Origin of the sequence: Azospirillum humicireducens (genome assembly GCF_001639105.2) — a bacterium.
Lineage (GTDB): Bacteria > Pseudomonadota > Alphaproteobacteria > Azospirillales > Azospirillaceae > Azospirillum > Azospirillum humicireducens.
Genome location: NZ_CP028902.1, coordinates 598,306 through 620,159 on the forward strand (window position 1 = coordinate 598,306; position 21,854 = coordinate 620,159).

Below are 21,854 nucleotides of genomic sequence, written 5' to 3' on the forward strand. Positions count from 1 at the left end.
GCGCCCGTGTCTCCATCCTTTCCTCGAACCGCCGGGCGGACGTCATGTCAGACGGTTTCATCGAACTCCGGAACATCCGGAAGGTGTTTTCCGGCGTCGTCGCGCTGGACGCCATGTCCCTGGTCATCAAGCCCGGCGAGATCCATTGCCTGGCCGGAGAGAACGGGTCGGGCAAATCCACCGTCATCAAGATCATGTCCGGCGTCTACCAGCCGGACGGCGGCGAACTCCTGATCGACGGCAGGACGATGCCCGGCATGTCGCCGATCGAGGCCATCGCCCACGGCGTCCAGGTCATCTACCAGGACTTCTCCCTGTTCGGGAATTTGACGGTCGCCGAGAATCTGGCGATGAACGTCCATCTGGGCGAGAAACGGCGCCTGATGAACTGGCGGCGCACCCGCGCCATCGCACGCGAGGCGGTGGACAGGCTGGGCGTCGAGCTTGACCTGGATGCGGAGGTGGCGTCGCTGCCGACCGCCGGCAAGCAGCTGGTCGCCATCGCCCGCGCGCTGATGTCCGACGCCCGCCTGATCATCATGGACGAGCCGACCACGGCCTTGACCCGCAAGGAGGTCGAGACGCTGTTCCGCATCGTCCGCGACATCCAGGCGCGCGGCATCGCCATCCTGTTCGTCAGCCACAAGATGCGCGAGATGCTGGAGATCAGCGAGCGCATCACCGTGATCCGCAACGGCCGCAAGGTGGCGGAGGGGCCGACCGGCGACTTCGACGAGGCGTCGATCACCCGCCACATGACCGGCAGCGACATCCTCAACCAACCCTATGTCTGGACCCCGCCCCCCGGCCCGCCGCCGGTCCCCCGGCTGGAGATCCGCGGCCTGACCGTACCCGGCAAGTGCGAGGGGCTGGATCTGGCCATCCGGCCGGGCGAGATCGTCGGGTTGTCGGGGCTGCTGGGCTCCGGCCGCACCGATCTGGCGCTGGCGCTGTTCGGCATGGTTCCGCGCTATGAGGGCGAAATCCTGATCGACGGCGCACCGGTCCGGCTGCGCACGACCCAGGAGGCCATCGGCGCCGGCATCGCCTATGTGCCGGAGGATCGGCTGACCGAAGGGCTGTTCCTGCCGCAGAGCATCAAGCGCAACATGCTCGCCACCTCCTACGAACGGCTGGCGTCCAAGCTGGTGATCGACCGCGACCGGGCGGAGGAGATGACGCAGGGCATGGTCCGCGCCATGCAGATCGCCACCCCCACCGCCGAGAAGCCGGTGATGCAGCTGTCGGGCGGCAACCAGCAGCGCGTGGTGCTGGCCCGCTGGCTGCTGACCGATGCCCGCGTGCTGATCCTGAACGGCCCGACCGTCGGCGTCGATGTCGGGTCGAAGGCGGAAATCCACGCCAAGATCCGGGAGCTGGCCCAGCATCACGGCCTCGCCGTCCTGATGATCTCCGACGACGTGCTGGAGCTGGTGCAGAACTGCAACCGCATCGTGCTGATGCATCGCGGGCGCTTCATCGAGGATCTGCCCGCCGCCGACGTCACCGAGGAGTCGGTCAGCGACCGGCTCAAGACCTTTACCTGAGGGAGGAACCGATGGCCCTGCTCCGCCGGTCGGAAACGGTCATCGCGGGCATCCTGCTGCTCGCCATGGTCCTCATCGGCACGATCAACCCCGCCTTCTGGCAGCTCGACAACCTGTTCAGCCTGATGCGCAGCAACGTCATCATCGGCATCATGGCCTTGGGCGTGCTGCTGGTGCTGATCTCCGGCGGCATCGACGTGTCCTTCCCGGCCTTCGCCGTCGCCGCCATGTATCTGACGATCAAGGGCATGCTGGCGCTGGGATACAACGGCGTCGTGCTGCCGCTGCTGGCGGCCACCCTGATGGGGCTGGCGTTCGGCGCGGTGAACGGCTTCTTCGTCTACAAGTTCCGCATGATCCCGCTGATCGTGACGCTGGGCACCAGCGCCATGGTGCGCGGCTTCCTGCTGGGCGTCGTCGGCACCAGCATGATCAACATCAACAAGATGCCGACCGCGCTGATCGACTTCGCCCGCACCGACGTGGTCAGCGTGACCAAGGCCGACGGCACCACCTACGGCCTGACGGCGATGGTGCTGATCTATCTCGGGCTGGCGCTCGCCATGCATCTGGTGCTGCGCCACACCATGATCGGCCGCAGCGCCTACGCGCTGGGCGGCGATCCCGAGGCGGCGCGCCGCGCCGGCTTCGATTTGCGCAAGACCATCTTCTTCATCTATTGCGTCGCCGGCGCGCTGGCTGGCTTCGCCGGGCTGCTGCACAGCGGCATGATCTGGCTGGCCAACCCGCGCGACTTCGTCGGCCTTGAGCTGGACGTCATCGCCGCGGTGGTGCTGGGCGGGGCGTCGATCTTCGGCGGGCGGGGCAGCGTTCTCGGCACCATGCTCGGCGTCTTCATGCTGGTGATGGTCAAGAACAGCCTGATCATCATGAGAGTGGACACCACCTGGCAGCTCGTCGTCGTAGGTCTGATCGTCATCGCCGCGACCGCCCTGTCGGCGTGGCGCGACCGCCGCCGGGCGGCGTGAGGGAGGCGGAGCATGAAGACGCAAATGAACATCCGCAGCCTGATCAACCGGGACAACAACATCGTCCAGCTTCTGGTGATGACGGTGCTGATCTTCGCCGTGATGACGGCGCTCAGCCCCGACAAGTTCCTGCGCTACTACAATTTCGAGTCGATCACCTACATCTTCCCCGAGCTTGGCCTGCTCTCCATCGCCATGATGATCGCCATGCTCACCGGCGGAATCGACCTGTCGGTGGTGGGTGTCGCCAATCTGTCGGGTATTCTGGCCGGCGTGCTGTTCCACAAGCTGGCAGGGGCCGCCGGCATCGCCGACGCCGGCATCATGACCGTTCTGCTGGGCGGGGTCGTCGCCCTCGGGACCGGACTGGTGGCGGGGACGGTCAACGGGTTGCTGATCACCCGGATGGGGATCACGCCGATCCTGGCGACGCTGGGAACGGGACAGGTCTTCACCGGGCTCGCCATCGTGCTGACCGGCGGGCCGGCCATCGTCGGCTTTCCAGCCGCCTGGGCCTTCCTCGGCAACGGCAAGATCCTGGGGCTGGCGACACCCTTCGTGCTGTTCGCGGTGATCGCCGCGCTGATCGCCTTCATGCTGACCCGCACCGCTTTGGGCATCAACCTGATGTTGATCGGCACCAACCCGAAGGCGGCGCTGTTCGCCGGGCTGAAGCGGGAGCGCATGGTGCTGTACAGCTACATGCTGACCGGCGTTCTGGCGTCGGTCGCGGGGATCATCCTGTCGGGGCGGACCAACGCGGCGAAGTCGGACTACGGCAACTCCTATCTGCTGCAGGCGGTGCTGATCGCCGTGCTGGGCGGCACCAACCCGGCTGGCGGGCGCGGCACGGTTCTGGGCATCACCATCGCCGTGGCGGCGCTGATGCTGCTGTCGAGCGGCTTCCAGATCCTGCGCTTCTCCAACCACCTGATCGACTTCATCTGGGGCGCGTTCCTGCTGCTGGTCATCGTGATCAACGCCTACAAGAACCGCACCCGCTAGCCTGTTTTCCGGGAGGACCACCGATGAACGTCCGCACCGCGATCCATTTCCGCAAGAGCTTCTTCGGCGAGGCGGAGCGCCCGATCGCCGAGGCGCACGGCATGACCGCCAGCCTGTTCCGCTACGACAGCGGGATCGAGGCGGTGCGGCTGTCCAACCGGCGCGGCCATCTGGTGGTGCTGCCCTATTACGGCCAGATGGTGTGGGATGCCGTGTTCGACGGCGTCGACCTGACCATGGCGAACATGTTCGACATGCCGCGCCCGGCCAGCGAGATCGTCGGCACATACGGTTGCTTCGCCTTCCATTCCGGGCTGCTGCGCAACGGCTGCCCCGGTCCGCAGGACAGCCATCTTCTGCATGGCGAGATGCCCTGCGCACCGATGGATTCCGCCGGGCTGGAGGTGGGGGAGGATGACGAAGGCCCCTACATGGCGGTGACGGGCTTGCGCAACTATGTGATGGGCTTCGGTGCCCATTACGCCGCCCGCCCGCGCGTGGTGCTGCGCCCCGGCTCCGCCCTGTTCGACATCCGGATGGAGGTCGAGAACCTGTCTGGCGCGGCCATGGACCTGATGTACATGTGCCACGTCAACTTCGCCTTCGCCGAGGGCGCCCGCATCGTCCAGCCGGCTCCCTTCACGCCGGAGGCGACGGCGGTGCGCACGGCGGTTCCGGCCCATGTGCCGCGCAGCCCGGCCTATGACGCGCTGCTGGCCGACCTCGCCCGCGATCCGGCGGTGATGGAGGTGCTCGACGAACCGCACCGCTACGACCCGGAGCAGGTCTTCTACATCCGCGGCCTGCGCACCGACGAGGAGGGCGGCACCGCGGTGATGATGCGGCGGCGGGAGGGCGACGCCTTCCACATCGCCTACAGCACGCGGGAGTTCCCCAAGACGGTGCGCTGGGTGCTGGTCAACAGCGACCAGAAGGTCTGCGCCTTCGCCCTGCCCTCCACCTGCGAGCCGGAGGGCTACACCGCGGAGAGCGCAAAGGGCAATGTCCAGACTCTGGCGGGCGGCGAGACGCGGCGCTTCTCGGTGCGGCTGGGCTACCTGACCGCCGACGAGGCCGAAGCCGAGGAATGCGCCATCCGGGCGCTGTGAGAGGAGTAGCAGAAGATGGGCAAGATCGCCGTGGTCGGCAGCAACATGGTCGACCTGATCACCTACACCGCCCGCATGCCCGGCCCCGGTGAGACCATCGAGGCGCCCCGCTTCGAGATGGGCTGCGGCGGCAAGGGCGCCAACCAGGCCATCGCCGCCGCCCGGCTGGGGGCCGAGGTGATGATGGTCACCAAGGTCGGCGATGACATCTTCGCCGACAACACCATCCGCAACCTCAAGGAGTCCGGCATCGACACCCGCTATGTGGAGCGGGTGCCCGGCACCTCCAGCGGCGTCGCCCCCATCTTCGTCGAGCCGTCGGGCGAGAACAGCATCCTGATCATCAAGGGCGCCAACGCCCTGCTGTCGCCGGCCGACATCGACCGCGCCGCCGAGGATCTGAAGGGCTGCGACCTGATTGTCATGCAGTTGGAAGTCCCGCTGGAGACGATCTACCACACCATCGCGTTCGGCGCGCGGCACGGCATCGAGACGCTGCTGAACCCTGCCCCGGCGCCAACCGATCTCGACCCGAAGCGGATCGAGCAAGTCACCTTCCTGGTGCCGAACCAGACCGAACTGGCGACCATCTCCGGTCTGCCGGTGAATTCGGAGGCGGAGGCCGAGACGGCGGCGCGGGCGCTGATCGGGCGCGGCATCCGCACGGTGATCGTCACGCTGGGCGCGCGCGGCGCCCTGCTGGTGAGCAAGGGCGAGGAGACCCGGCGGATCGAGCCGGTGCGGGTGACGCCGGTGGACACCACCGGGGCCGGCGACGCCTTCATCGGCAGCTTCGCCCGCTATTATGTCGAGAACCGCGACCTCGATGCCGCCCTGCACAAGGCGGTGCGCTATGCCGCCGACAGCATCACCCGGCCGGGCACCCAGAAATCCTACGCCAGCCGCGAGGCGTTCGAGGCCTTCTGCGCCAGCCTCTAAACGTCGGACGAAGGAACACGCCATGACACGCGCCGTGATCGGAGTCGATGTGGGGACCGGCAGCGCCCGTGCCGGCATCTTCGACCTTGCCGGCCGCCGGCTGGCCGCTGCATCGCGCCCGATCCGGATGTGGAAGCCCGATCCGGAATGGGCGGAGCAGTCCTCCGACGACATCTGGGCCGCCGTCTGTGCCGCGGTGCAGGAGGCGCTGGCAGCTTGCGCCGAGACGCCGAAGGTGGTCGGCATCGGTTTCGACGCCACCTGTTCGCTGGTGGTGCTGGACGCCGCCGGGCGGCCGGTGACGGTCGATCCGAAGGGCGACGATTCCCGCAACGTCATCGTCTGGATGGACCATCGCGCCATCGACCAAACCGACCGCATCAATTCAGGCGGGCATGACGTGCTGCGCTATGTCGGCGGCCGGCTGTCGCCGGAAATGCAGACGCCCAAGCTGCTGTGGCTGAAGGAAAAGCTGCCGCAGAGCTGGAGCCGCGCCGCGCATTTCTTCGACCTGCCCGACTTCCTGACCTGGAGGGCGACCGGATCGGCCCGGCGGTCGCTGTGCTCGCTGGTGTGCAAATGGACCTATCTGGGCCATGAGGGGCGGTGGGACGACTCCTATCTCAGCGCCATCGGGCTGGGTGATCTGGTGGACGAGGGTCATGCGCGCATCGGCACCGATGTCGGCGCGGTCGGCAGCGCCATCGGCGGCGGTCTGACCGTCGAGGCGGCCCGCGAGCTTGGGCTGACGCCCGGCATCGCCGTCGGAACCTCCATGATCGACGCCCATGCCGGCGGGATCGGCGTCATCGGCGTGCCGCTCGCCGCATCGGCTTCTATCGATTACGACCGGCGGTTGGCGCTGATCGGCGGCACGTCGAGCTGCCACATGGTGATGAGCCCGGCAGCGCCGCGCTTCATCCCCGGCGTCTGGGGCCCCTACCACTCCGCCATGCTGCCGGGTCTCTGGCTGAACGAGGGCGGGCAGTCGGCGACCGGTGCCCTGATCGACCATGTGCTGCAGGGCCATCCCCGCCATGCGGACCTCGCCCTTGAGGCCCAGCGGCGCGGCACCACGGTCTACCAGTTGCTGAACGACGAACTGGCCGCATTGGCCGAACGCAGCAGCGGACCGGTGGCGATGCTGACCCGCGACCTGCATGTGCTGCCCGATTTCCACGGCAACCGCTCGCCGCGCGCCGACGCCAGCCTGCGCGGTGCCGTCAGCGGGCTTCGCCTGTCGGACGGGCTGGAGGATCTGGCGCTGCTTTATCTGGCGACGGTGCAGGCCGTCGCCTACGGCACCAGACACATCGTCGCGGCGATGAACGGCACCGGCTACGCCATCGACACCATCCTCGCCTGCGGCGGCGGCACCAAGAATCCGGTGTTCCTGGAGGCGCATGCCGACGCCACCGGCTGCACGCTGGTCCTGCCGGAGGAGCCGGAGGCGGTGCTGCTGGGGTCCGCGGTTCTGGGTGCGGTCGCCGCGGGAGCCTTCCCCGACATCGCCGCCGGCATGGCCGGCATGACCCGCGCCGGCCGCAGCATCGCACCGGCCGAAGACCGGCTGCGCGCCTATCACGACGCAAAATACAGCGTCTTCCTGCGGCTTCACGACGACCAGATGGCCTACCGCGCCCTGATGGCCGCAGCAGGCTGACCCCCCGCCGCCGCACTCTCTCCGCACAATCTCGACGGCGCCGCGCTTGAGTTCGGGCGGGGCAAGGTCATGCACGACCTTGCGCGGACGTGCATGCATTGGCGCAAATCCCGCGCCCGCCCAAACGCAATCACCTTGGCCTCTCCGGATCAGCGGCGGAACACAATCCGGCTGAATCGGCCATTCCGTCGGCAAGAAAAATCGTTTGTTCGGACACAAACTATTGTCTATCATATTTCAGTCAATGCAATCGTATAGCAATTATTCGGGCCGGGGATTTCCTGCTCCCGCTGCAGCCGGTTGCCTTGGGCAGAAAGCCCCCACTCGGCCCCCACCATATCCTCGGAAAGAGATACGCCATGGCCCTGCACCGCTGGTTTTCCGACCGGAAACTGGTCCATAAGCTGCTGATCCCGGCAGTCCTGCTGCTTGCCGTCATGGGCAGCGTGGTCTGGACCGCCCGGTCGGCACTGATCGACCTGACCGCCTCCACCAGCCGGGTGACCGATGTGGTGGCCGGGCGGCTGTCGGCGGCACTGGCGATCCAGTCGGCCATGAGCGATGCGATGGACGCGGAGTCGAACGCGCTGGTCGCCGGCACGCGCGAGCGCATCGACGCCGCCTTCGCCACCTACAAGGACAACATCGGCAAGGCGCTGACCGCGATCGACCGGCTGGCCGCGGCCTATGACGCCCCGGCCGACCGCGAGACCATCGCCGGGATCAAGTCCATCGTCGGCGAGTATGAACGGGTATCGCAGAAGGCGGTCGATCTGGCGCGGGCCTACGACACCGACAGCGCGATCCGCGTGTCCATCGACGTCGGCCGTCCGGTCCGGCAGAAACTGACCATGGCGCTGTCGGAGCGGGTGGAGCACAGCCTGGAAGAGACCAAGCGCGCCGAGGAGCGGGCGATGGCGCTGTCCGCCAGCGTCATGGCCCGGCTCTATACGGTCACCGGCGTCGGCCTGCTGATCGCCTTCGGCCTGTTCGGCTCCATCATCGTGGTCTTCGTCGTCCGGCCGCTGCACCGGCTGGTCGCCGACATGACGGCCATCGCCGACGGCAAGCTCGCGGTCGACATCCAGGGTGCCGGGCGCAAGGACGAGGTCGGGCTGCTCGCCCGCGCCCTGCAGGTGTTCAAGAGCAACGGCCTTGCCATGCGCAGCCTGCAGGAGGAACGCGAGGCGCAGAAGCTGCAGGCGGAGCGCGACCGCCAGGCCGCCATGCGGGCGCTGGCCGACCGCTTCGACGCCGACGTGCAGGACATGGTGCAGGCGGTGGCGTCGGCCGCGCGCCATCTGCGCGGCAATGCCGAGACCATGACCGCCATCGCCTCGCAGACGACGGAGCAGGCCTCGACCGTCGCCGCCGCCACAGCGCAGTCCTCCGCCAACGTCGCCACCGTCGCCGCGGCGTCGGAACAGCTGGGCGGCTCCATCGGCGAGATCGGCCGGCAGGTCAACGCCGCCGCCGCCATCGCCCGCAACGCCGTCGAGGAGGGCGAACGAACCAACGCGCTGGTCGCCCGGCTGGTGCAGGCGGCCCAGAAGATCGGCGACGTGGTCAGCCTGATCCAGAACATCGCCAGCCAGACCAACCTNGAGGAGATCGGCAGCCAGATCGCCGAGATCCAGACCGTGACGGACGGCACGGTGACGGCGATCCAGACCATCGGCCGCACCATCGACGACGTCGATTCCATCGCCGGCGCCATCGCGGCTGCGGTGGAACAACAGACCGCCGCCACCCAGGAGATCGGCCGCAACATCCAGCAGGCGGCCCTGGGAACCCAGCTGGTGACCGGCAACATCGCCGAGGTCAGCAGTTCCGCCGGGCAGGTCGGGCAGGCGGCCACGGAGGTGCTGGGCGCCGCCGACAGCCTGTCGCACGACTCCGACCGCCTGCGCGAGCGGATCCAGGCCTTCATCGCCGAGGTGCGCGCGGCCTGACGTGCACGGCCGGACCGGCGCCGGATGGAACGTTTGAAACGCCATGGAACGGTTTTCCGGGCCGGTTCCACTGTTCCATCCGAAGGCCGCAGGGCCGCGCAGCACCGGGTTCATGCCATGAAAGCGGCAGTTTCGCTCGATTGTTTCAGAAGAGGGGCGAGTGGACCGCCGCCACCGCGCCATGCCTTCCCTCCGGCCGATGAAACAAAGGGGTTCATCCAGTCCTACCACCGTCGCCGGCCGGCGCTAAGCACGGGATGAAAAAAGGACGGCCGCCGGGGCAGCCGTCCTTTCACTGGCGACGCGGTGCCGGCGGTCAATGCGCCAGCGTGGCGGACGCCTTCAACGCACCGGACGGGACCGGATGGCGGCGTAGGGCGAAGACCGCCAGGGACGCCAGCAGCGCCGGGCCGACCGCCGCAAGCACCACCCCTTGCGCGCTCCAGCCGGCCCCCAGCAGGGCGCCGCCGGCCACCGGGCCGATGATGGAGCCGATGCGGCCGATGCCCAGCGCCCAACCGACGCCGGTGGAGCGGATCGCCGTCGGATAGATGCCGGCGGCCAGCGCGTTCATGCCGATCTGCGCACCCACAACGCCGAAGCCGGCCAGGAAGACGGCCGGCATCAGCAGCCACAGGTCGTGCGAGCCGAAGGCGACGCCGACGATGAACAGGGCCGAGGCGGCATAGGCGCTGCCCAGCACCAGATGCGGGTTCATGCGGTCGATCATGCGGCCGAGCGCGATGGCGCCGACCACGCCGCCGAGATTCAGCACGGCGGTCGACAGGATCGCGGTGCCGATGGGCATGCCGCTGGCGCGCAGCAGCGACGGCAGCCAGTTGACCAGGAAATACATCACCAGCAGGTTCATGAAGAAGGCCGCCCACAGCAGCAGGGTGGTGCGCGCCCTCCCCTCCTGGAACAGCTTGGCGACGGTGAAGCCGGTTGCCTTCGGTTCATGCAGGATGAAACCGGTCCCGGCGTCGATGCGGGATGCGTGCTCCGGATCCAGCCGCTTCAGGATGCCGCCGATCCTCTCGCGCGGGGCGCCGCTGGCGACCAGATAGCGCAGCGATTCCGGCAGCCAGACGATCAGCACCAGCAGCACCGCCAGCGGGGCGACGCCGCCGACGATGAAGACCGACTGCCAGCCATAGGCGGCGATCAGCGGCGCGCTGATGACGCCGCCGACGGTCGAGCCGAAGGGAAAACCGCAGAACATGACGGTGACCAGCGTCGCCCGCAGCCGCGCCGGCGCATATTCGGAGGTCAGCGCGATGATGTTCGGCATCGCCCCGCCCAGCCCGACGCCGGTCAGGAAGCGGTAGATCAGCAGCTCGTTCATCGTGCCTGCCCAGGCGGTCACCAGCGAGAAGACGCCGAAGATCAGCATGGACAGCAGGATGATGCTCTTGCGCCCGAAACGGTCGGCCGCCGGGCTGAGAATGAAGGCGCCGACCGTCAGGCCGGCAAGGCCGGCGCCGAAGATCGGGCCGAAGCCGGCGACGCTCATCCCCCATTGTTCGGCGATGACCGGCGCCACATAGGCGATGGCTTGTGTATCGAAGCCGTCCAGAAGCGCGATCAGCGCGCAGAGCGCGGTGATCAGGAACTGGAACCGGCCGAACCGCGCGCGTTCGATCGCCGCGGTCACGTCGATGACGTGCTGCTGTCCGGGCATGTGCCCCTCCCATTGATGTTCGGTGTCCGGTCCGGATCGTTGTCCGGCCGGCCGGCGGCCGTCTCTGGACCGCCGGCCGTCTGCCCTTTTCGGCGAAGGGCTTGGGCGAACGGGGTGGCGCTCAGGCGCGCCGTTCGCGGTAGAGGCCCAGCTTCTCCTGGGCGGTGCGGTCGGAATAGCCGAACAGCACCAGGTCGCTGCCGGCCTGGATCGTCACCTCGTCCCAGCTCGGCACGACGATCACGTCACGCTCGGACAGGGTGAATTCCCTGTCGCCGACCCTGGCATGGCCGTGCCCCTCCACCACCACGAGGACGGTGCCGTCGGTGGAGCGGCGCGGCTTCGTCTCGAAGCCCGTCGGCAGCAGACGGACATGGGCCGAGATGGTCGGCATGATCGCGCCGCCGTCGGCCGGGTTGATGAATTCCAGCGCATGGCCGATCCAGGGATCGGGCGCTTCCGCCGCCGCCAGCGCGTCGAGGCTGGCCCGCCATTGCGGATAGGGGTAGTGGAACAGCGGCTGGTGCGCCGGCCGGCGGTCGGCGGCGGTGCCGCGCATCGGCCGCATGTTGTGGCCGTAGCGGGCGCTGCTGTCGCCGGGCCGCACCGTCTCGGGATGGGCCGGCTGGCCGAGATGCTCGGCGAAGCTGGCGTCGAAATGGCGAACGGTCGGGATGTCCAGCCCGTCGAGCCAGATCATCGCATGGTCGGTGGTGTTGCCGTGATCGTGCCACTGCCAGTTCGGCGTCAGCACGAGGTCGAAGGGGTTCATCACCGCCTTCTCGCCGTCCACCGCGGTGTAGGCGCCATGGCCTTCCATGACGAAGCGCAGCGCCGACTGGCTGTGACGGTGGCAGGGCGCCACCTCGCCGGGCAGGATCATCTGCAGCCCGGCATAGAGGCTGGTGGTGATGCCGGCGGTGCCGGGCGTGCCGGGATTCTCCAGGATCAGCACGCGGCGCTCCGCCTTCTCCGCGCTGATCAGGTCGCCGGCCCGCATCAGATGGGCGCGGGCGATGTCGTACTCCCACTTCGCCGCAACCGTCGGCGCGCGCGGCGTCGGGGTGACCAGCGCGCCCAGCACCTCCCACAGGGGATAGAGATGCTGGGGCCGCATCGCCTCGTAGAGTTGGCGCAGCTGGGCGTCGGTGTCGTTGCTGAGAAGTCCGTGGGTGTCGGGCGCCATGGCGTCACGCCTCCTCGATCTGGACATAGAGGACTCCATCCTCGATTTTCACCGGAAAGCTGCGGACCGGCACGGTGCAGGGCGCGCCGGCCGCCGCACCGGTGCGGACGTCGAACAGGCCCTGGTGCAGCGGGCATTCGATCAGGTGCCCGTCGAGATAGCCGTCGGACAGGAAGGCCTGCCCGTGGGTGCAGACATCGGAGGTGGCGAAATACTCGCCCTCCACGGCATAGAGCGCCACGCGCTGGCCGCCGGCCTGGGCGCGGGCGACGCCGTCCTGCTCGACGGCGGCGGCCGGGATGGTCTTGAACCAGGTCGTCGTCACGGGTGTCGTCACGGTCATGGGGGAATACTCCTCAGGCCGGATAGATCAGGCTGTTGGCGATCATCTCGGAATCGAAGACGACCACGCGTTCCACCAATCGCAGCCGCCCCTCATCCTCGACCAGACGGTCGTGGCAGACGCCGCACAGCACGATGCTGGGCTGCCGGTCGATCAGCGTCTGGACCATCAGCAGGTTGTGGCGGGTGCGGATGCCGTCGGCGCCCACCGTCACCCGCAGGGGGCCGGGGAAGCGGCGGTAATAGCGCGGAGCGTACATCTGGGTCTTGAGCAGGCCGGTCACCCGGTCCTGCAGCATGCCGCGGCTTTCCGCCTGCATGGTGCAGAGCATGAAGCCGCGCTCGTGGTTCTCGCGCGGGATGACGCGGTAGAGGCACTCTTCGGTGAAGAAGTCCGGCCAGTCCTCCAGCCGCACATCGTCGAGCGCATCGTAATAGGCGTCGTAGAAGTCGCGGACCCGGGCGCGCAGCGCCGCGTCCGCAGCCATCGCCGCGGCCACATCGTCGGGGCGGTCCATCGTCGGCGTGCTCATAGCCCCATCACCTCGCGCCAGTAGCGGTACATGCCGCGGATCGCGGTTTCGGTGACCATGTGGTCGGTCGGGGCGATGTCGTGCCCGCCCATCGTCACCAGCGCCTCGGCATCGGGAGAGGCGGCGAAGCCCTGCTGGCACATCTCGATCACCTCGCCGTCGTCGGCCGACACGAAGCCGGCCGGGCCGAACAGGTTGGCCTGCCGGGTGCGGCGCAGCTTCATCTCCGGCGTGTCGTCGGCATAGCACCAGTGGGTCCAGTGGAAATCGAAGCCGCCGGCCCCGGCCGGCACGATCTGGCGGGTGGTCAACGAATTGACCTGCTGCTGCAGGATGACGCTGGGGAAGATGGTGATCATGCCCACCGTCTCGTCGCCGGGGAACTCGTTCACCACGTCGAGGATGCGCGGGTCGGCCAGCTTCAGGTCGCCCTGGAAATTGCGCATGTCGGCGGTGACGTCGTTGACCTCCTGCGCGCCCTTGCGGCTGATCAGCACGCCGTGGCGGCCGGTCTCGTCGATGTCGACGGCGGATTTCTGGTCGGCGCGGAACAGGCCGAAGGTGACGAAGAACACATGCAGCAGGCCCGCATGGTACGGGTCCTTGATGTTCTCCATCATCAGCTTCCAGTTGCCGGGAATGTGCTGCCGGTTGTAGCCGAGCACCTCCAGCTTCCGGCCGTCATAGACGCGCGTGTAATGCTTCCAGAATTTTTCGCCGAGATACTCGCGGAAGGGCGGCGTGTCGTCGGAGAAGGTGGCCCACACCACGCCGTTGACCACCTCGACCCGCAGGCGGCGCAGGCCGTGCTTCGACGGATCGAAATCGGCCGGCATGCCGCCCTGGCGCCGCACGCCGCGGCGGAAGGGAACGCCGATCAGCTCGCCACGCAGGTCGTAGGCCCACTGGTGATAGGGGCAGAGCAGGTCCTTGGCGTGGCCGGACCGGCTTTGGCAGAACTTCACCCCGCGGTGGGCGCAGCGGTTTTCCACCACGCTGATCTCGTCCTCGGCGCTGCGCACCACGATCACCGGCTTTTCGCCCAGCGTGGTGGTCTTGAAGTCGCCGACCTTCGGGATCTCGGCTTCAAGGGCGCAGTAGAGCCAGTGCGGGCCGTACCAGATCCGCTCCAACTCGCGCCGGTAGGTCTCCTCGTCCGAATAGACCCAATAGGGAACCTGCGAGGCTCCATCGGTGGCCCAGCGCCGGGGTGCCGGGCGGTCCTGCTGTGTGGAGTCCCGGCTGGCGGGACTGCTGGCCGTGCTCATCGCTCCTCCGCGCATCTTGTTGGCAAAGCGTATTGCATATCGTGCGATGAATTGTATATTGCGCAACACGAACGATGCGTCAAGGGCGAACCATCAGCGACAGCGACAGTTCGTCCACGAAGGGCTCCAGCCGCCTGCGGAGGCGGGGTTCACAGCACGAAGGAGGAAGACGGGCATGAGTGCAGGCATGGATGCGGGCGTGGTCATCGTCGGGGCGGGCCAGGCCGGCGGACGGGTGGCGCTGCTGCTGGCCCAGCGCGGCTTTCCCGGTCCGGTGACGCTGGTGGGCGCGGAAACGCTGCCTCCCTACGAGCGGCCGCCGCTGTCGAAGGAGATGCTGGCCGATCCACAGCATCCGCTGCCGCTGCTGGTCCCGGCGGAGGAGTATGAGCGGCTGGGGATCGCGCTGCGGCTGGGCCGCCGGGTCACCGCCATCGACCGCGCCCGCCGGGTGGTTGCGCTGGACGACGGCCGGAGCCTGCCTTACGGGCGGCTGGTGCTGGCCACCGGCGGACGGCCGCGACAGCTGCCCTTCGCGCTGGAGCGCCTGCAGGTGCTGCGCACGGTCGAGGATGTCCGCGCCATCGCGGCGCGGGCGGAAAAGGCGGCCGGCGTGCTGGTGATCGGCGGCGGCGTCATCGGGCTGGAGGTGGCGGCGACCCTGCGCCGGCGTGGGCTGGCGGTGACGGTGGTGGAGGTCGGGTCACGCCTGCTCGGCCGCAATTTCCCGGAACCGGTCGCCGCCGCCATCGCCGAACGCCACGCGGCGGAAGGGGTGGTGGTCCGCACCGGGGTGCGCGTGCGCACGGTGAGCGAGGATGCCGGCGGGCTGCACGCCACCCTGTCCGACGGCAGCACGATCAGCGCCGACTTCGCGGTCGCCGGCATCGGCATCACCCCCGACACGGCGCTGGCGCAGGACTGCGGACTGGTCACCGACGACGGGGTGGTGGTGGACGCCGGGATGCGCAGCTCCGACCCCGACATCCTGGCGGTCGGCGACATGGCGGCGATTCCGGGACCGGACGGACGGCCGATGCGCTGCGAGACCTGGCAGAACGCCAACGTCACCGCCGAGCGGGCCGTGGCCACCATCCTGGGCGAGGCGATCCCGCCGGGAGAGGCAGGCTGGTTCTGGACCGACCAGTACGATCTGAACGTGCAGCTGACCGGCGACACCATGATCGGCAACACGATGATTGGCGGGGCCGGCCGGGTGGTGGAGCAGCGCTCCGCGGTGCCCGGCGGGCGGCTCTACCTGATGCTGGACGGCGACGACCGGCTGGTCGGCGCGGCGGCGATCAATGCCGGCCGCGACATGAGCGTCTGCCGCCGTCTGGTCGCCGCCGGGGTCAGGCTGCCGGCCACGATGATCGGGGCCGAGCTGTTCGACGCGCGGGCGGCCCGCGCCCTGCTCACGCCGGCTCCGGCCAGCGCCCGCCCAGTCGATGCGTGATCTCGCGGCAGGCGGCGATCAGCCGCTCCCTCACCGCCGGGTCCTCGTCGGTCTTGAAGGTCTGCGAGGCGATGACCGAGACAACCATCACCAGCTGGCCCTGCAGGTTGAAGACCGGCCCGGCGAAGGCGCGCAGCCCCGGCACGGTGGTGCCGTCGACCCCGGCGATCAGGTCGCGCCGCACCTGCCGGCGGATGGCGTCGATGTCGATCGGGCCGTCGGTGCGGTCGCGCACCAGCTCGCGCTGGAGAACGTCGGAGACGAAACTCTCGTTCTGGAAGGCGAGGAAGACCTTGCCCGTCGCCGACTGGGTCAGCGGCAGGCGCGAGCCGATGGTCAGCGTGGTGTAGATCGGCGGCGATCCGGGAAACCAGCGCACGATGGTCGGCCCCAGATCGGCCCACACCGCAAGCTGCAGGGTGCGGCCGGTCTCCGCCACCAGCTCCTGCGCGATCAGGGCGGCCTGTTCGAACACGTCGAGCCGCGCCATCGCCGCCAGCCCGAGCCGCAGGGCGCCGCTGTGCATATCGTAGAGCGTGGTCGCCGGGTCCTGCCGCAGGAAGCCGGTGTTCACGAAGCTGGCGAGATAGCGGTGGGCCTGGCTGACCGACATCTCGCTGGCCTTGGCGATCTCGGTCAGGCTGCTCGGCCGGCCCAGCCGGACCACGGCGTCGAGCACGCCCATGCCGATCTCCACCGATTGGATGCCCTTGCGCTTCGTCGTCATGCCGCCCGCCCCATCCGAAATCCCTGGCGTCCCGTCCGCCGGGGGGCCGGCACCATAGCGCGCCGGCGGGCGGCGGAACACCCATTCCGGACCAGGAACCGATCATCGAGGAGGGAACCAGCATGAAGATCTACGATTATTTCCGGTCCTCGGCGGCCTACCGGCTGCGGATCGCCCTCAACCTGAAGGGGTTGAGCGCCGAGCGGCACTTCATCCACCTGCGCCGCAGGGAGCAGAGCGCGCCGGACTATCTCGCCGTCAACCCGATGGGCCTCGTGCCGGCGCTGGAGACCGGCAGCCGGACGCTGACCCAGTCGCTCGCCATCATCGAGTATCTCGACGAGACCCACCCCGACCCGGCGCTGCTGCCGCGCGATCCGCTCGACCGCGCCTGGGTGCGCTCGCTGGCGCTCGCCGTCGCCTGCGACATCCATCCGGTCAACAACCTGCGCATCCTCAACCACCTGCGCGACGCGCTGGGCCAGGACGAGGCGGCCCGCAACGGCTGGTACGCCCATTGGGTGGCGGAGGGATTCCGCGGGCTGGAGGCGATGCTGGCCGGCGACGACCGCGTCGGCGCCTTCTGCTTCGGCGACGCGCCGACCATCGCCGACATCTGCCTCGCCCCGCAGGTCTTCAACGCCGAACGGATGAACTGCCCGCTCGACGACTATCCCACCATCCGCCGCATCGCCGCGGCGGCCCGAGCCCTGCCCGCCTTCCAGGCCGCCGAACCCGGCCGCCAGCCCGACGCCGAATGACCGTCTTCGAAACCGGAGGAAATCCAGAGATGACCGATTACGTCTTCGCCCCCGCCGCCATCCCCGCCGCACCGGTCCGCGGCACCGACGCCCGTTTCCCGATCAACCGCATCTTCTGCGTCGGCCGCAATTACGAGGCCCATGCGCGCGAAATGGGCGTGGAGGTCGACCGCGAGGCGCCCTTCTACTTCACCAAGTCCCCCAGCACCTATGTGCCGAGCGGCGCGACCGTCGCCTATCCGCCGGCGACCGAGAATTATCATTACGAGATGGAGCTGGTCGTCGCCATCGGGAAGCCGGCCTTCCGCATCGCGCGGGACGAGGCGCTGGACGTGGTCTATGGCTATGGCTGCGGCCTCGACATGACCCGGCGCGACCTGCAGCTCGCCGCCCGCGCCAAGCAGCGGCCCTGGGACATCGGCAAGGATTTCGAGGAATCGGCCGTCCTGGCAGAGATCGTCCCGGTGGCGCAGTGCGGCCATCCGGCCAGCGGCAGGCTGGAGCTGCGGGTCAATGGCGAGACGAAGCAGTCCACCGACCTGACCCTGCTGATCTGGTCGGTGCCGGAGCTGATCGCCCACCTGTCCACCCTCTACCACCTGCAGCCGGGCGACCTGATCTACACCGGCACGCCGGAGGGCGTCGGCGCCGTCAAGCCGGGCGACCGCATCGAGGGCAGCATCGCCGGGCTGGGCGGCATCGCCCTCACCGTCGGCGAGCCGGCCTGACGGCGGACCCGAAGCAGGGGCGGGATCGGGCGGAAAAAGCCGCTTCCCGCCGACCCGTCCCCGCTGTCACGCCGTCCTCCACACCGACGACCGGCAGGCATGCGCCGGCCCCCGTCCGCTGCCCCCGTCCACTGCATGCCAGTTGCCGCGAAACCGAAGTTGCGATGTCGGGAGCGTTCGTCTAAAGGTCGGCCCTGCCAGGCCGGGCCCCTCTGACAGTTCTCAGAACTGTGATGTCGGACTGGAAAGACGATCAGAGTGGCCCCGCCCCGTGCCTGCCGGCAGCGTTCCTTACCGTATGTCCGGATCGGCCCGTGGATGCCACTCTCTTGCCCGATGTGAGAGGACTGCATCTATGACCGATCTGTTCACGGCCGACGCCCTCGCGGCGTTGCTTCAGGTTATCGCCATCGATCTCGTGCTGGCCGGCGACAATGCCATCGTCGTCGGCATGGCCGCCGCCGCGGTGCCGCTGGCCCAGCGCCGCAAAGTCATCTTCTGGGGAATCGCCGCGGCCATCGCGTTGCGCATCTTCTTCGCCCTCATCACCACGCAGCTTCTCGCCATCATCGGCCTGACCCTGGCCGGCGGCGTGCTGCTGCTGTGGGTGTGCTGGAAGATGTTCCGCGAACTGCGCAGCCATGGTGAGGACGAGGTGGCGCCGGACGAAGCCATGAGCATGCCCGAATCCGGCGGCATCGGCGTCGCCGGTACGGCCGGCGGCGCGGCCGTCGCGGCGGCAGGCGCCACCACGGTCGGTGCGGCCATCTGGCAGATCGTGGTCGCCGACGTGTCGATGTCGCTGGACAATGTGCTGGCGGTGGCCGGCGCCGCCAAGGAGCACCCGACCATCCTGGTGATCGGGCTGGTGCTGTCGGTCGTGCTGATGGGTGCGGCGGCCAACATGATCGCCCATGCGCTGCACAAGCACCGCTGGATCGGCTGGGTCGGCCTCGTCATCATCACCTACGTCGCCCTCGACATGATCTGGCGCGGCAGCAACGAGGTTCTCCGCCAGTTGGCGTGACGCCGGCACGGGAGCATGAAGACATCGGTTCAGGACCGGACCTGATCGGCCATTCACCCCGCGTTAATCCGCCGGGTCCAGAGTGGCCATAGGTTCATCCGCTTCCTCCTGAACCAAACCTGAAGGCCGCGCCGTCTTGGCTGCGGCCTTTTTCTTTGGCGCCTTTTCTTCGCGCCGTCAGCGGTCCTCCGCATCCCCCGGAACCGCAACCTGAACCGCAACCGGCCCGATCCGGTAGGCGCAGCGCCGGGCGTCGGCCAGGATATGCTCCACCCGCCGCACCGGGGCATCGGATCCGACCACCTGCTGGAAGACAGCCAGTTCGGACCGGCAAAAGCCCTGGTCGGCACTGGCGGCGGCACAGATCGGGCAATGGTTCTCGACGAGGAGGAGCGAGCCGTCCGCCTCCTCCCACCAGTCGGCCATATAGCCTTCCCGGCTGCGGATGGCGGCGAGCCGGGCAACGCGGTCCCTCACCTGCACCACATCCTTCAACTCGGCCAGGTAATTGGCCTCGGTGTCGGCCCGGCGCGCCGCGATCAGACTGTCGAGCGCCTCCTGCCCCAGCCTTTCGGCGATGCTCCGGATCAGCTGTGCCGCCAGATCGGCATGGGAATCCGGAAAGCGGGCGTGACCGGCCGCCGTCAACTGCCAGACCTGGGCCGGCCGCCCAACCCCGCGCGGGCGGGAACGGGCCTCGACCAGCCCTTCGGCCGCGAGCCGGCTCAACTGTTGGCGCATGTTCTCCGCCGTCGTGCCGAGCGCCTGCCCCAGATCCGCCGTGGTTTGCGGGCCTTGCGTCTTCAAGACCGTCAACAGCTTGTCGGTCACGGTCCTCGGCGACCACGCATGATTTTCCAAGCTGCGGCTTGACATATTACCCGCCACCCAATAAACCAAGTTCGTACTTTGATTTTTAGCCGCTCGGCACTGCCAACGCAATGGCCGGGCGGCCTTGGCGAAGGAGGAACCGATGACCGCTGCGTTCGTTCTGCCCGATCTGCCCTATGCTCCCGATGCGCTCGGACCGGCGATGTCGCTGGAAACCATGAATCTCCACCACGGCAAGCACCATGCCGCCTATGTCGCCAAGCTGAACGAGCTGGTTCCGGGATCGGCATTCGCCGGCTTGCCGCTGGAAGAGGTCGTGCGGAAGTCCTTCGCCGATCCGCAGGCCCAGGCGATTTTCAACAATGCCGGCCAGCATTGGAACCACATCCATTTCTGGTCCTGGATGAAGCCGGGCGGCGGCGGGGCGGTTCCCGGCACACTGGAACGCCGCCTGATCGACAGCTTCGGCTCGGTCGAGGCATTCCGGAACGGCTTCGTCAAGGAGGGGGTCGCCCAGTTCGGATCCGGTTGGGTCTGGCTGACCGAGGAAGCGGACGGGCGGCTGGCCCTGATGCGCACGCCGAACGGCGAGAACCCGCTGGCGCACGGCCGGCACGCTCTGCTGGGCTGCGACGTCTGGGAGCATGCCTATTACGTCGACTACCGCAACCGCCGTCCCGACTATCTCGCGGCCTTCCTGGAACAGCTGGTCGATTGGGAGTCCGTGGCCGCGCGGCTGGGTCAAGCGTCCGGCGCGACCGCTGCTGGTTGATCGTCGTCTGACGCTGCTTTTGAAAATCCGACGGTCAGGCTGGCGTCGCGGGAAACCGTGGCGCCGTCCGTCTGTTCGGGAAGCTGGAAGCAAAGAGTTTCGCACGCACGCTGCCGGAGCGGAAAAAGACGGTGGCTGACGTTCATGCTCGGGAGGCTGACGGCTGGCTTCCGCTGTAGGTGCGTTCGAATGATTATATGATAACGATTATCATTCGCATGTCAAGCGCCGATCTGCGGTCACCCGCGCTTCGCGGCGCCGGAGGCCGCGACCATGGTGACGAACTGCGCCTCGTCGATGGTGTCGGGCTTGCCGTATTTGACGCGCCGGGCAGCGGCGGTGTCCAGCTTGGTTGCGCCGGGGGCGTGGCCGACGACGAGATAGTCGGTGTCCTTGCGGACGCTGTGATGCCAATGTCCGCCCAGCGCCAGGATGCGGGCCATCACCGCCTCGCGCGACAGGCCGGTCAACTCGCCGGTGACGGCGAAGGCATAGCCGGCGATGCCGTGCGCGATCGGGGTGGCGGGATTCCGAACCACCGGCGGCGGGTCGATCTGGTTGGTCGGCGCCAGATGGGGAACCGCGAGCATCTCGGCGCTGCCGAGGATCATTTTCTGGAACAGGCGGCTGGTGATCTCGGCATCGACGAAGGCACCGTGGAAGCGCGCCCGGATGCCGGCATCGATGCCGAACAGCGTCGCCACCGCATCGAGCGACACACGCCCGGCCACCTGCCCCCTGGCATGCTGCATGGTGCAGACCGACTGGCCCGGCACCCAGGAACGGCCGCAGAGCCGGAACTCGTGCCGCAGGAACTCGATGTCGAAGCCGACATTGTGGCCGACCAGCACCGCACCCTCCAGGAAGGCGTGGATGTCTCCGGCGACGCTGTGAAAGGGCTCCTGGTGGCGCAGCAGGTGATCCGGCAGCCCGTGCACCTTCAGCGCATGCGGGTTCGACTTGCGCCCCGGATTGAAGATGAGGCTGAGGCAGCGGCCGGTCGGCGCCGCCTCCGCCAGTTCGATGGCGGCGAAGCTGACCATGCGGTCGCCGCCGGCCGGCGACAGTCCGGTGGTCTCGCAGTCGATGACGACGAAGCGGCGGGTGGATGGCTGCGTCTGCGCGGGCTTCGCCACTGCCGAGGGACGGGCAAGCACTGCGTCGATCAAACGGCTCATGATCTCTCGCCCTCGTGGAAGGACGGCCCTGCCACGTCACATGGTCCCGGACTATAGGCGGGTCCGCCACCCCAGGTCGAGAGTCCTTGCCGTCGCAGGTCCAGTGGTTCGCACGATGTCCGATCCGGCGCCCCATCGCTCCCGTTCCCGATATTTCGGT

General features: G+C 68.3%; 20 protein-coding genes. 12 read left to right on the forward strand and 8 right to left on the reverse strand.

Annotation, left to right across the window (positions count from 1 at the left end; genetic code table 11):
• Positions 1–44 precede the first annotated feature (44 nt).
• The 7 genes from A6A40_RS17275 to A6A40_RS32315 all read left to right on the forward strand — a co-directional run.
• Entirely contained in the window at positions 45–1,547 is a 1,503-nt protein-coding gene (locus tag A6A40_RS17275; RefSeq protein ID WP_108547130.1) for a sugar ABC transporter ATP-binding protein, read from the forward strand.
• Positions 1,548–1,558: 11 nt separating this feature from the next.
• Positions 1,559–2,536, forward strand: coding sequence for an ABC transporter permease (locus tag A6A40_RS17280; RefSeq protein WP_108547131.1), 978 nt, complete (start codon positions 1,559–1,561; stop codon positions 2,534–2,536).
• Positions 2,537–2,548: 12 nt separating this feature from the next.
• Positions 2,549–3,541: an ABC transporter permease gene (locus A6A40_RS17285; RefSeq protein ID WP_108547132.1), complete on the forward strand. Its 993-nt coding sequence runs from the start codon at positions 2,549–2,551 to the stop codon at positions 3,539–3,541.
• Positions 3,542–3,564: 23 nt separating this feature from the next.
• The gene (locus tag A6A40_RS17290; RefSeq protein WP_108547133.1) at positions 3,565–4,650 is read left to right on the forward strand and encodes an aldose 1-epimerase family protein; all 1,086 of its coding nucleotides are present in this window, start codon (positions 3,565–3,567) and stop codon (positions 4,648–4,650) included.
• 15 nt (positions 4,651–4,665) lie between these two features.
• Positions 4,666–5,589, forward strand: a complete 924-nt coding sequence (rbsK, locus tag A6A40_RS17295; protein WP_108547134.1) for a ribokinase — start codon at positions 4,666–4,668, stop codon at positions 5,587–5,589.
• Between the two features lie 22 nt (positions 5,590–5,611).
• A complete protein-coding gene (locus A6A40_RS17300) occupies positions 5,612–7,252 on the forward strand; it encodes an FGGY-family carbohydrate kinase (protein WP_108547135.1) in 1,641 nt (546 codons plus the stop codon).
• Positions 7,253–8,187: 935 nt separating this feature from the next.
• The coding region (locus A6A40_RS32315; protein WP_335645194.1) for a HAMP domain-containing protein at positions 8,188–8,855 on the forward strand (668 nt) is incomplete at its 3' end.
• Positions 8,856–9,520: 665 nt separating this feature from the next.
• On the opposite strand, the gene A6A40_RS17310 is transcribed toward A6A40_RS32315, so the two are convergent.
• From A6A40_RS17310 to A6A40_RS17330, 5 genes are all read right to left on the reverse strand, one after another.
• Complete coding sequence (locus tag A6A40_RS17310; RefSeq protein WP_108547137.1) at positions 9,521–10,885, reverse strand: MFS transporter; 1,365 nt, start codon at positions 10,883–10,885, stop codon at positions 9,521–9,523.
• A gap of 121 nt (positions 10,886–11,006) precedes the next feature.
• Positions 11,007–12,071 carry a gentisate 1,2-dioxygenase gene (gene gtdA / locus A6A40_RS17315; RefSeq protein ID WP_108547138.1) on the reverse strand — a complete coding sequence of 355 codons (1,065 nt, stop codon included), beginning with the start codon at positions 12,069–12,071 and terminating at the stop codon, positions 11,007–11,009.
• A gap of 4 nt (positions 12,072–12,075) precedes the next feature.
• Positions 12,076–12,414: a non-heme iron oxygenase ferredoxin subunit gene (locus A6A40_RS17320; protein ID WP_014189174.1), complete on the reverse strand. Its 339-nt coding sequence runs from the start codon at positions 12,412–12,414 to the stop codon at positions 12,076–12,078.
• 13 nt (positions 12,415–12,427) lie between these two features.
• Positions 12,428–12,946 carry an aromatic-ring-hydroxylating dioxygenase subunit beta gene (locus A6A40_RS17325; RefSeq protein ID WP_108547139.1) on the reverse strand — a complete coding sequence of 173 codons (519 nt, stop codon included), beginning with the start codon at positions 12,944–12,946 and terminating at the stop codon, positions 12,428–12,430.
• The gene (locus A6A40_RS17330) at positions 12,943–14,214 is read right to left on the reverse strand and encodes an aromatic ring-hydroxylating dioxygenase subunit alpha (protein ID WP_108547140.1); all 1,272 of its coding nucleotides are present in this window, start codon (positions 14,212–14,214) and stop codon (positions 12,943–12,945) included. Before A6A40_RS17330 ends, A6A40_RS17325 begins: the two co-directional genes overlap by 4 nt.
• A 175-nt stretch (positions 14,215–14,389) precedes the next feature.
• Here A6A40_RS17330 and A6A40_RS17335 point away from each other — a divergent pair, with 175 nt between their 5' ends.
• Positions 14,390–15,670: an NAD(P)/FAD-dependent oxidoreductase gene (locus tag A6A40_RS17335; RefSeq protein WP_108547141.1), complete on the forward strand. Its 1,281-nt coding sequence runs from the start codon at positions 14,390–14,392 to the stop codon at positions 15,668–15,670.
• Here the strand turns inward: A6A40_RS17335 and A6A40_RS17340 are convergent.
• A complete protein-coding gene (locus tag A6A40_RS17340) occupies positions 15,630–16,397 on the reverse strand; it encodes an IclR family transcriptional regulator (RefSeq protein ID WP_108547142.1) in 768 nt (255 codons plus the stop codon). The genes A6A40_RS17335 and A6A40_RS17340 overlap by 41 nt on opposite strands.
• A 122-nt stretch (positions 16,398–16,519) precedes the next feature.
• Between A6A40_RS17340 and maiA the strand changes: the two genes are divergently transcribed.
• The 3 genes from maiA to A6A40_RS17355 all read left to right on the forward strand — a co-directional run bounded on the left by maiA (position 16,520) and on the right by A6A40_RS17355 (position 18,913).
• Positions 16,520–17,158, forward strand: coding sequence for a maleylacetoacetate isomerase (gene maiA, locus A6A40_RS17345; RefSeq protein ID WP_108547143.1), 639 nt, complete (start codon positions 16,520–16,522; stop codon positions 17,156–17,158).
• Between the two features lie 29 nt (positions 17,159–17,187).
• Entirely contained in the window at positions 17,188–17,886 is a 699-nt protein-coding gene (locus A6A40_RS17350) for a fumarylacetoacetate hydrolase family protein (RefSeq protein ID WP_108547144.1), read from the forward strand.
• Between the two features lie 355 nt (positions 17,887–18,241).
• Complete coding sequence (locus A6A40_RS17355) at positions 18,242–18,913, forward strand: TerC family protein (protein WP_108547145.1); 672 nt, start codon at positions 18,242–18,244, stop codon at positions 18,911–18,913.
• A 177-nt stretch (positions 18,914–19,090) separates the two neighbouring features.
• Here the strand turns inward: A6A40_RS17355 and A6A40_RS17360 are convergent, their stop codons facing one another.
• Positions 19,091–19,789, reverse strand: coding sequence for a helix-turn-helix transcriptional regulator (locus tag A6A40_RS17360; RefSeq protein ID WP_108547146.1), 699 nt, complete (start codon positions 19,787–19,789; stop codon positions 19,091–19,093).
• A gap of 97 nt (positions 19,790–19,886) precedes the next feature.
• Here A6A40_RS17360 and A6A40_RS17365 point away from each other — a divergent pair, with 97 nt between their 5' ends.
• Positions 19,887–20,516 carry a superoxide dismutase gene (locus A6A40_RS17365; RefSeq protein WP_108547147.1) on the forward strand — a complete coding sequence of 210 codons (630 nt, stop codon included), beginning with the start codon at positions 19,887–19,889 and terminating at the stop codon, positions 20,514–20,516.
• A gap of 239 nt (positions 20,517–20,755) precedes the next feature.
• On the opposite strand, the gene A6A40_RS17370 is transcribed toward A6A40_RS17365, so the two are convergent.
• The gene (locus tag A6A40_RS17370) at positions 20,756–21,694 is read right to left on the reverse strand and encodes an exonuclease domain-containing protein (RefSeq protein WP_108547148.1); all 939 of its coding nucleotides are present in this window, start codon (positions 21,692–21,694) and stop codon (positions 20,756–20,758) included.
• Positions 21,695–21,854: the final 160 nt, after the last annotated feature.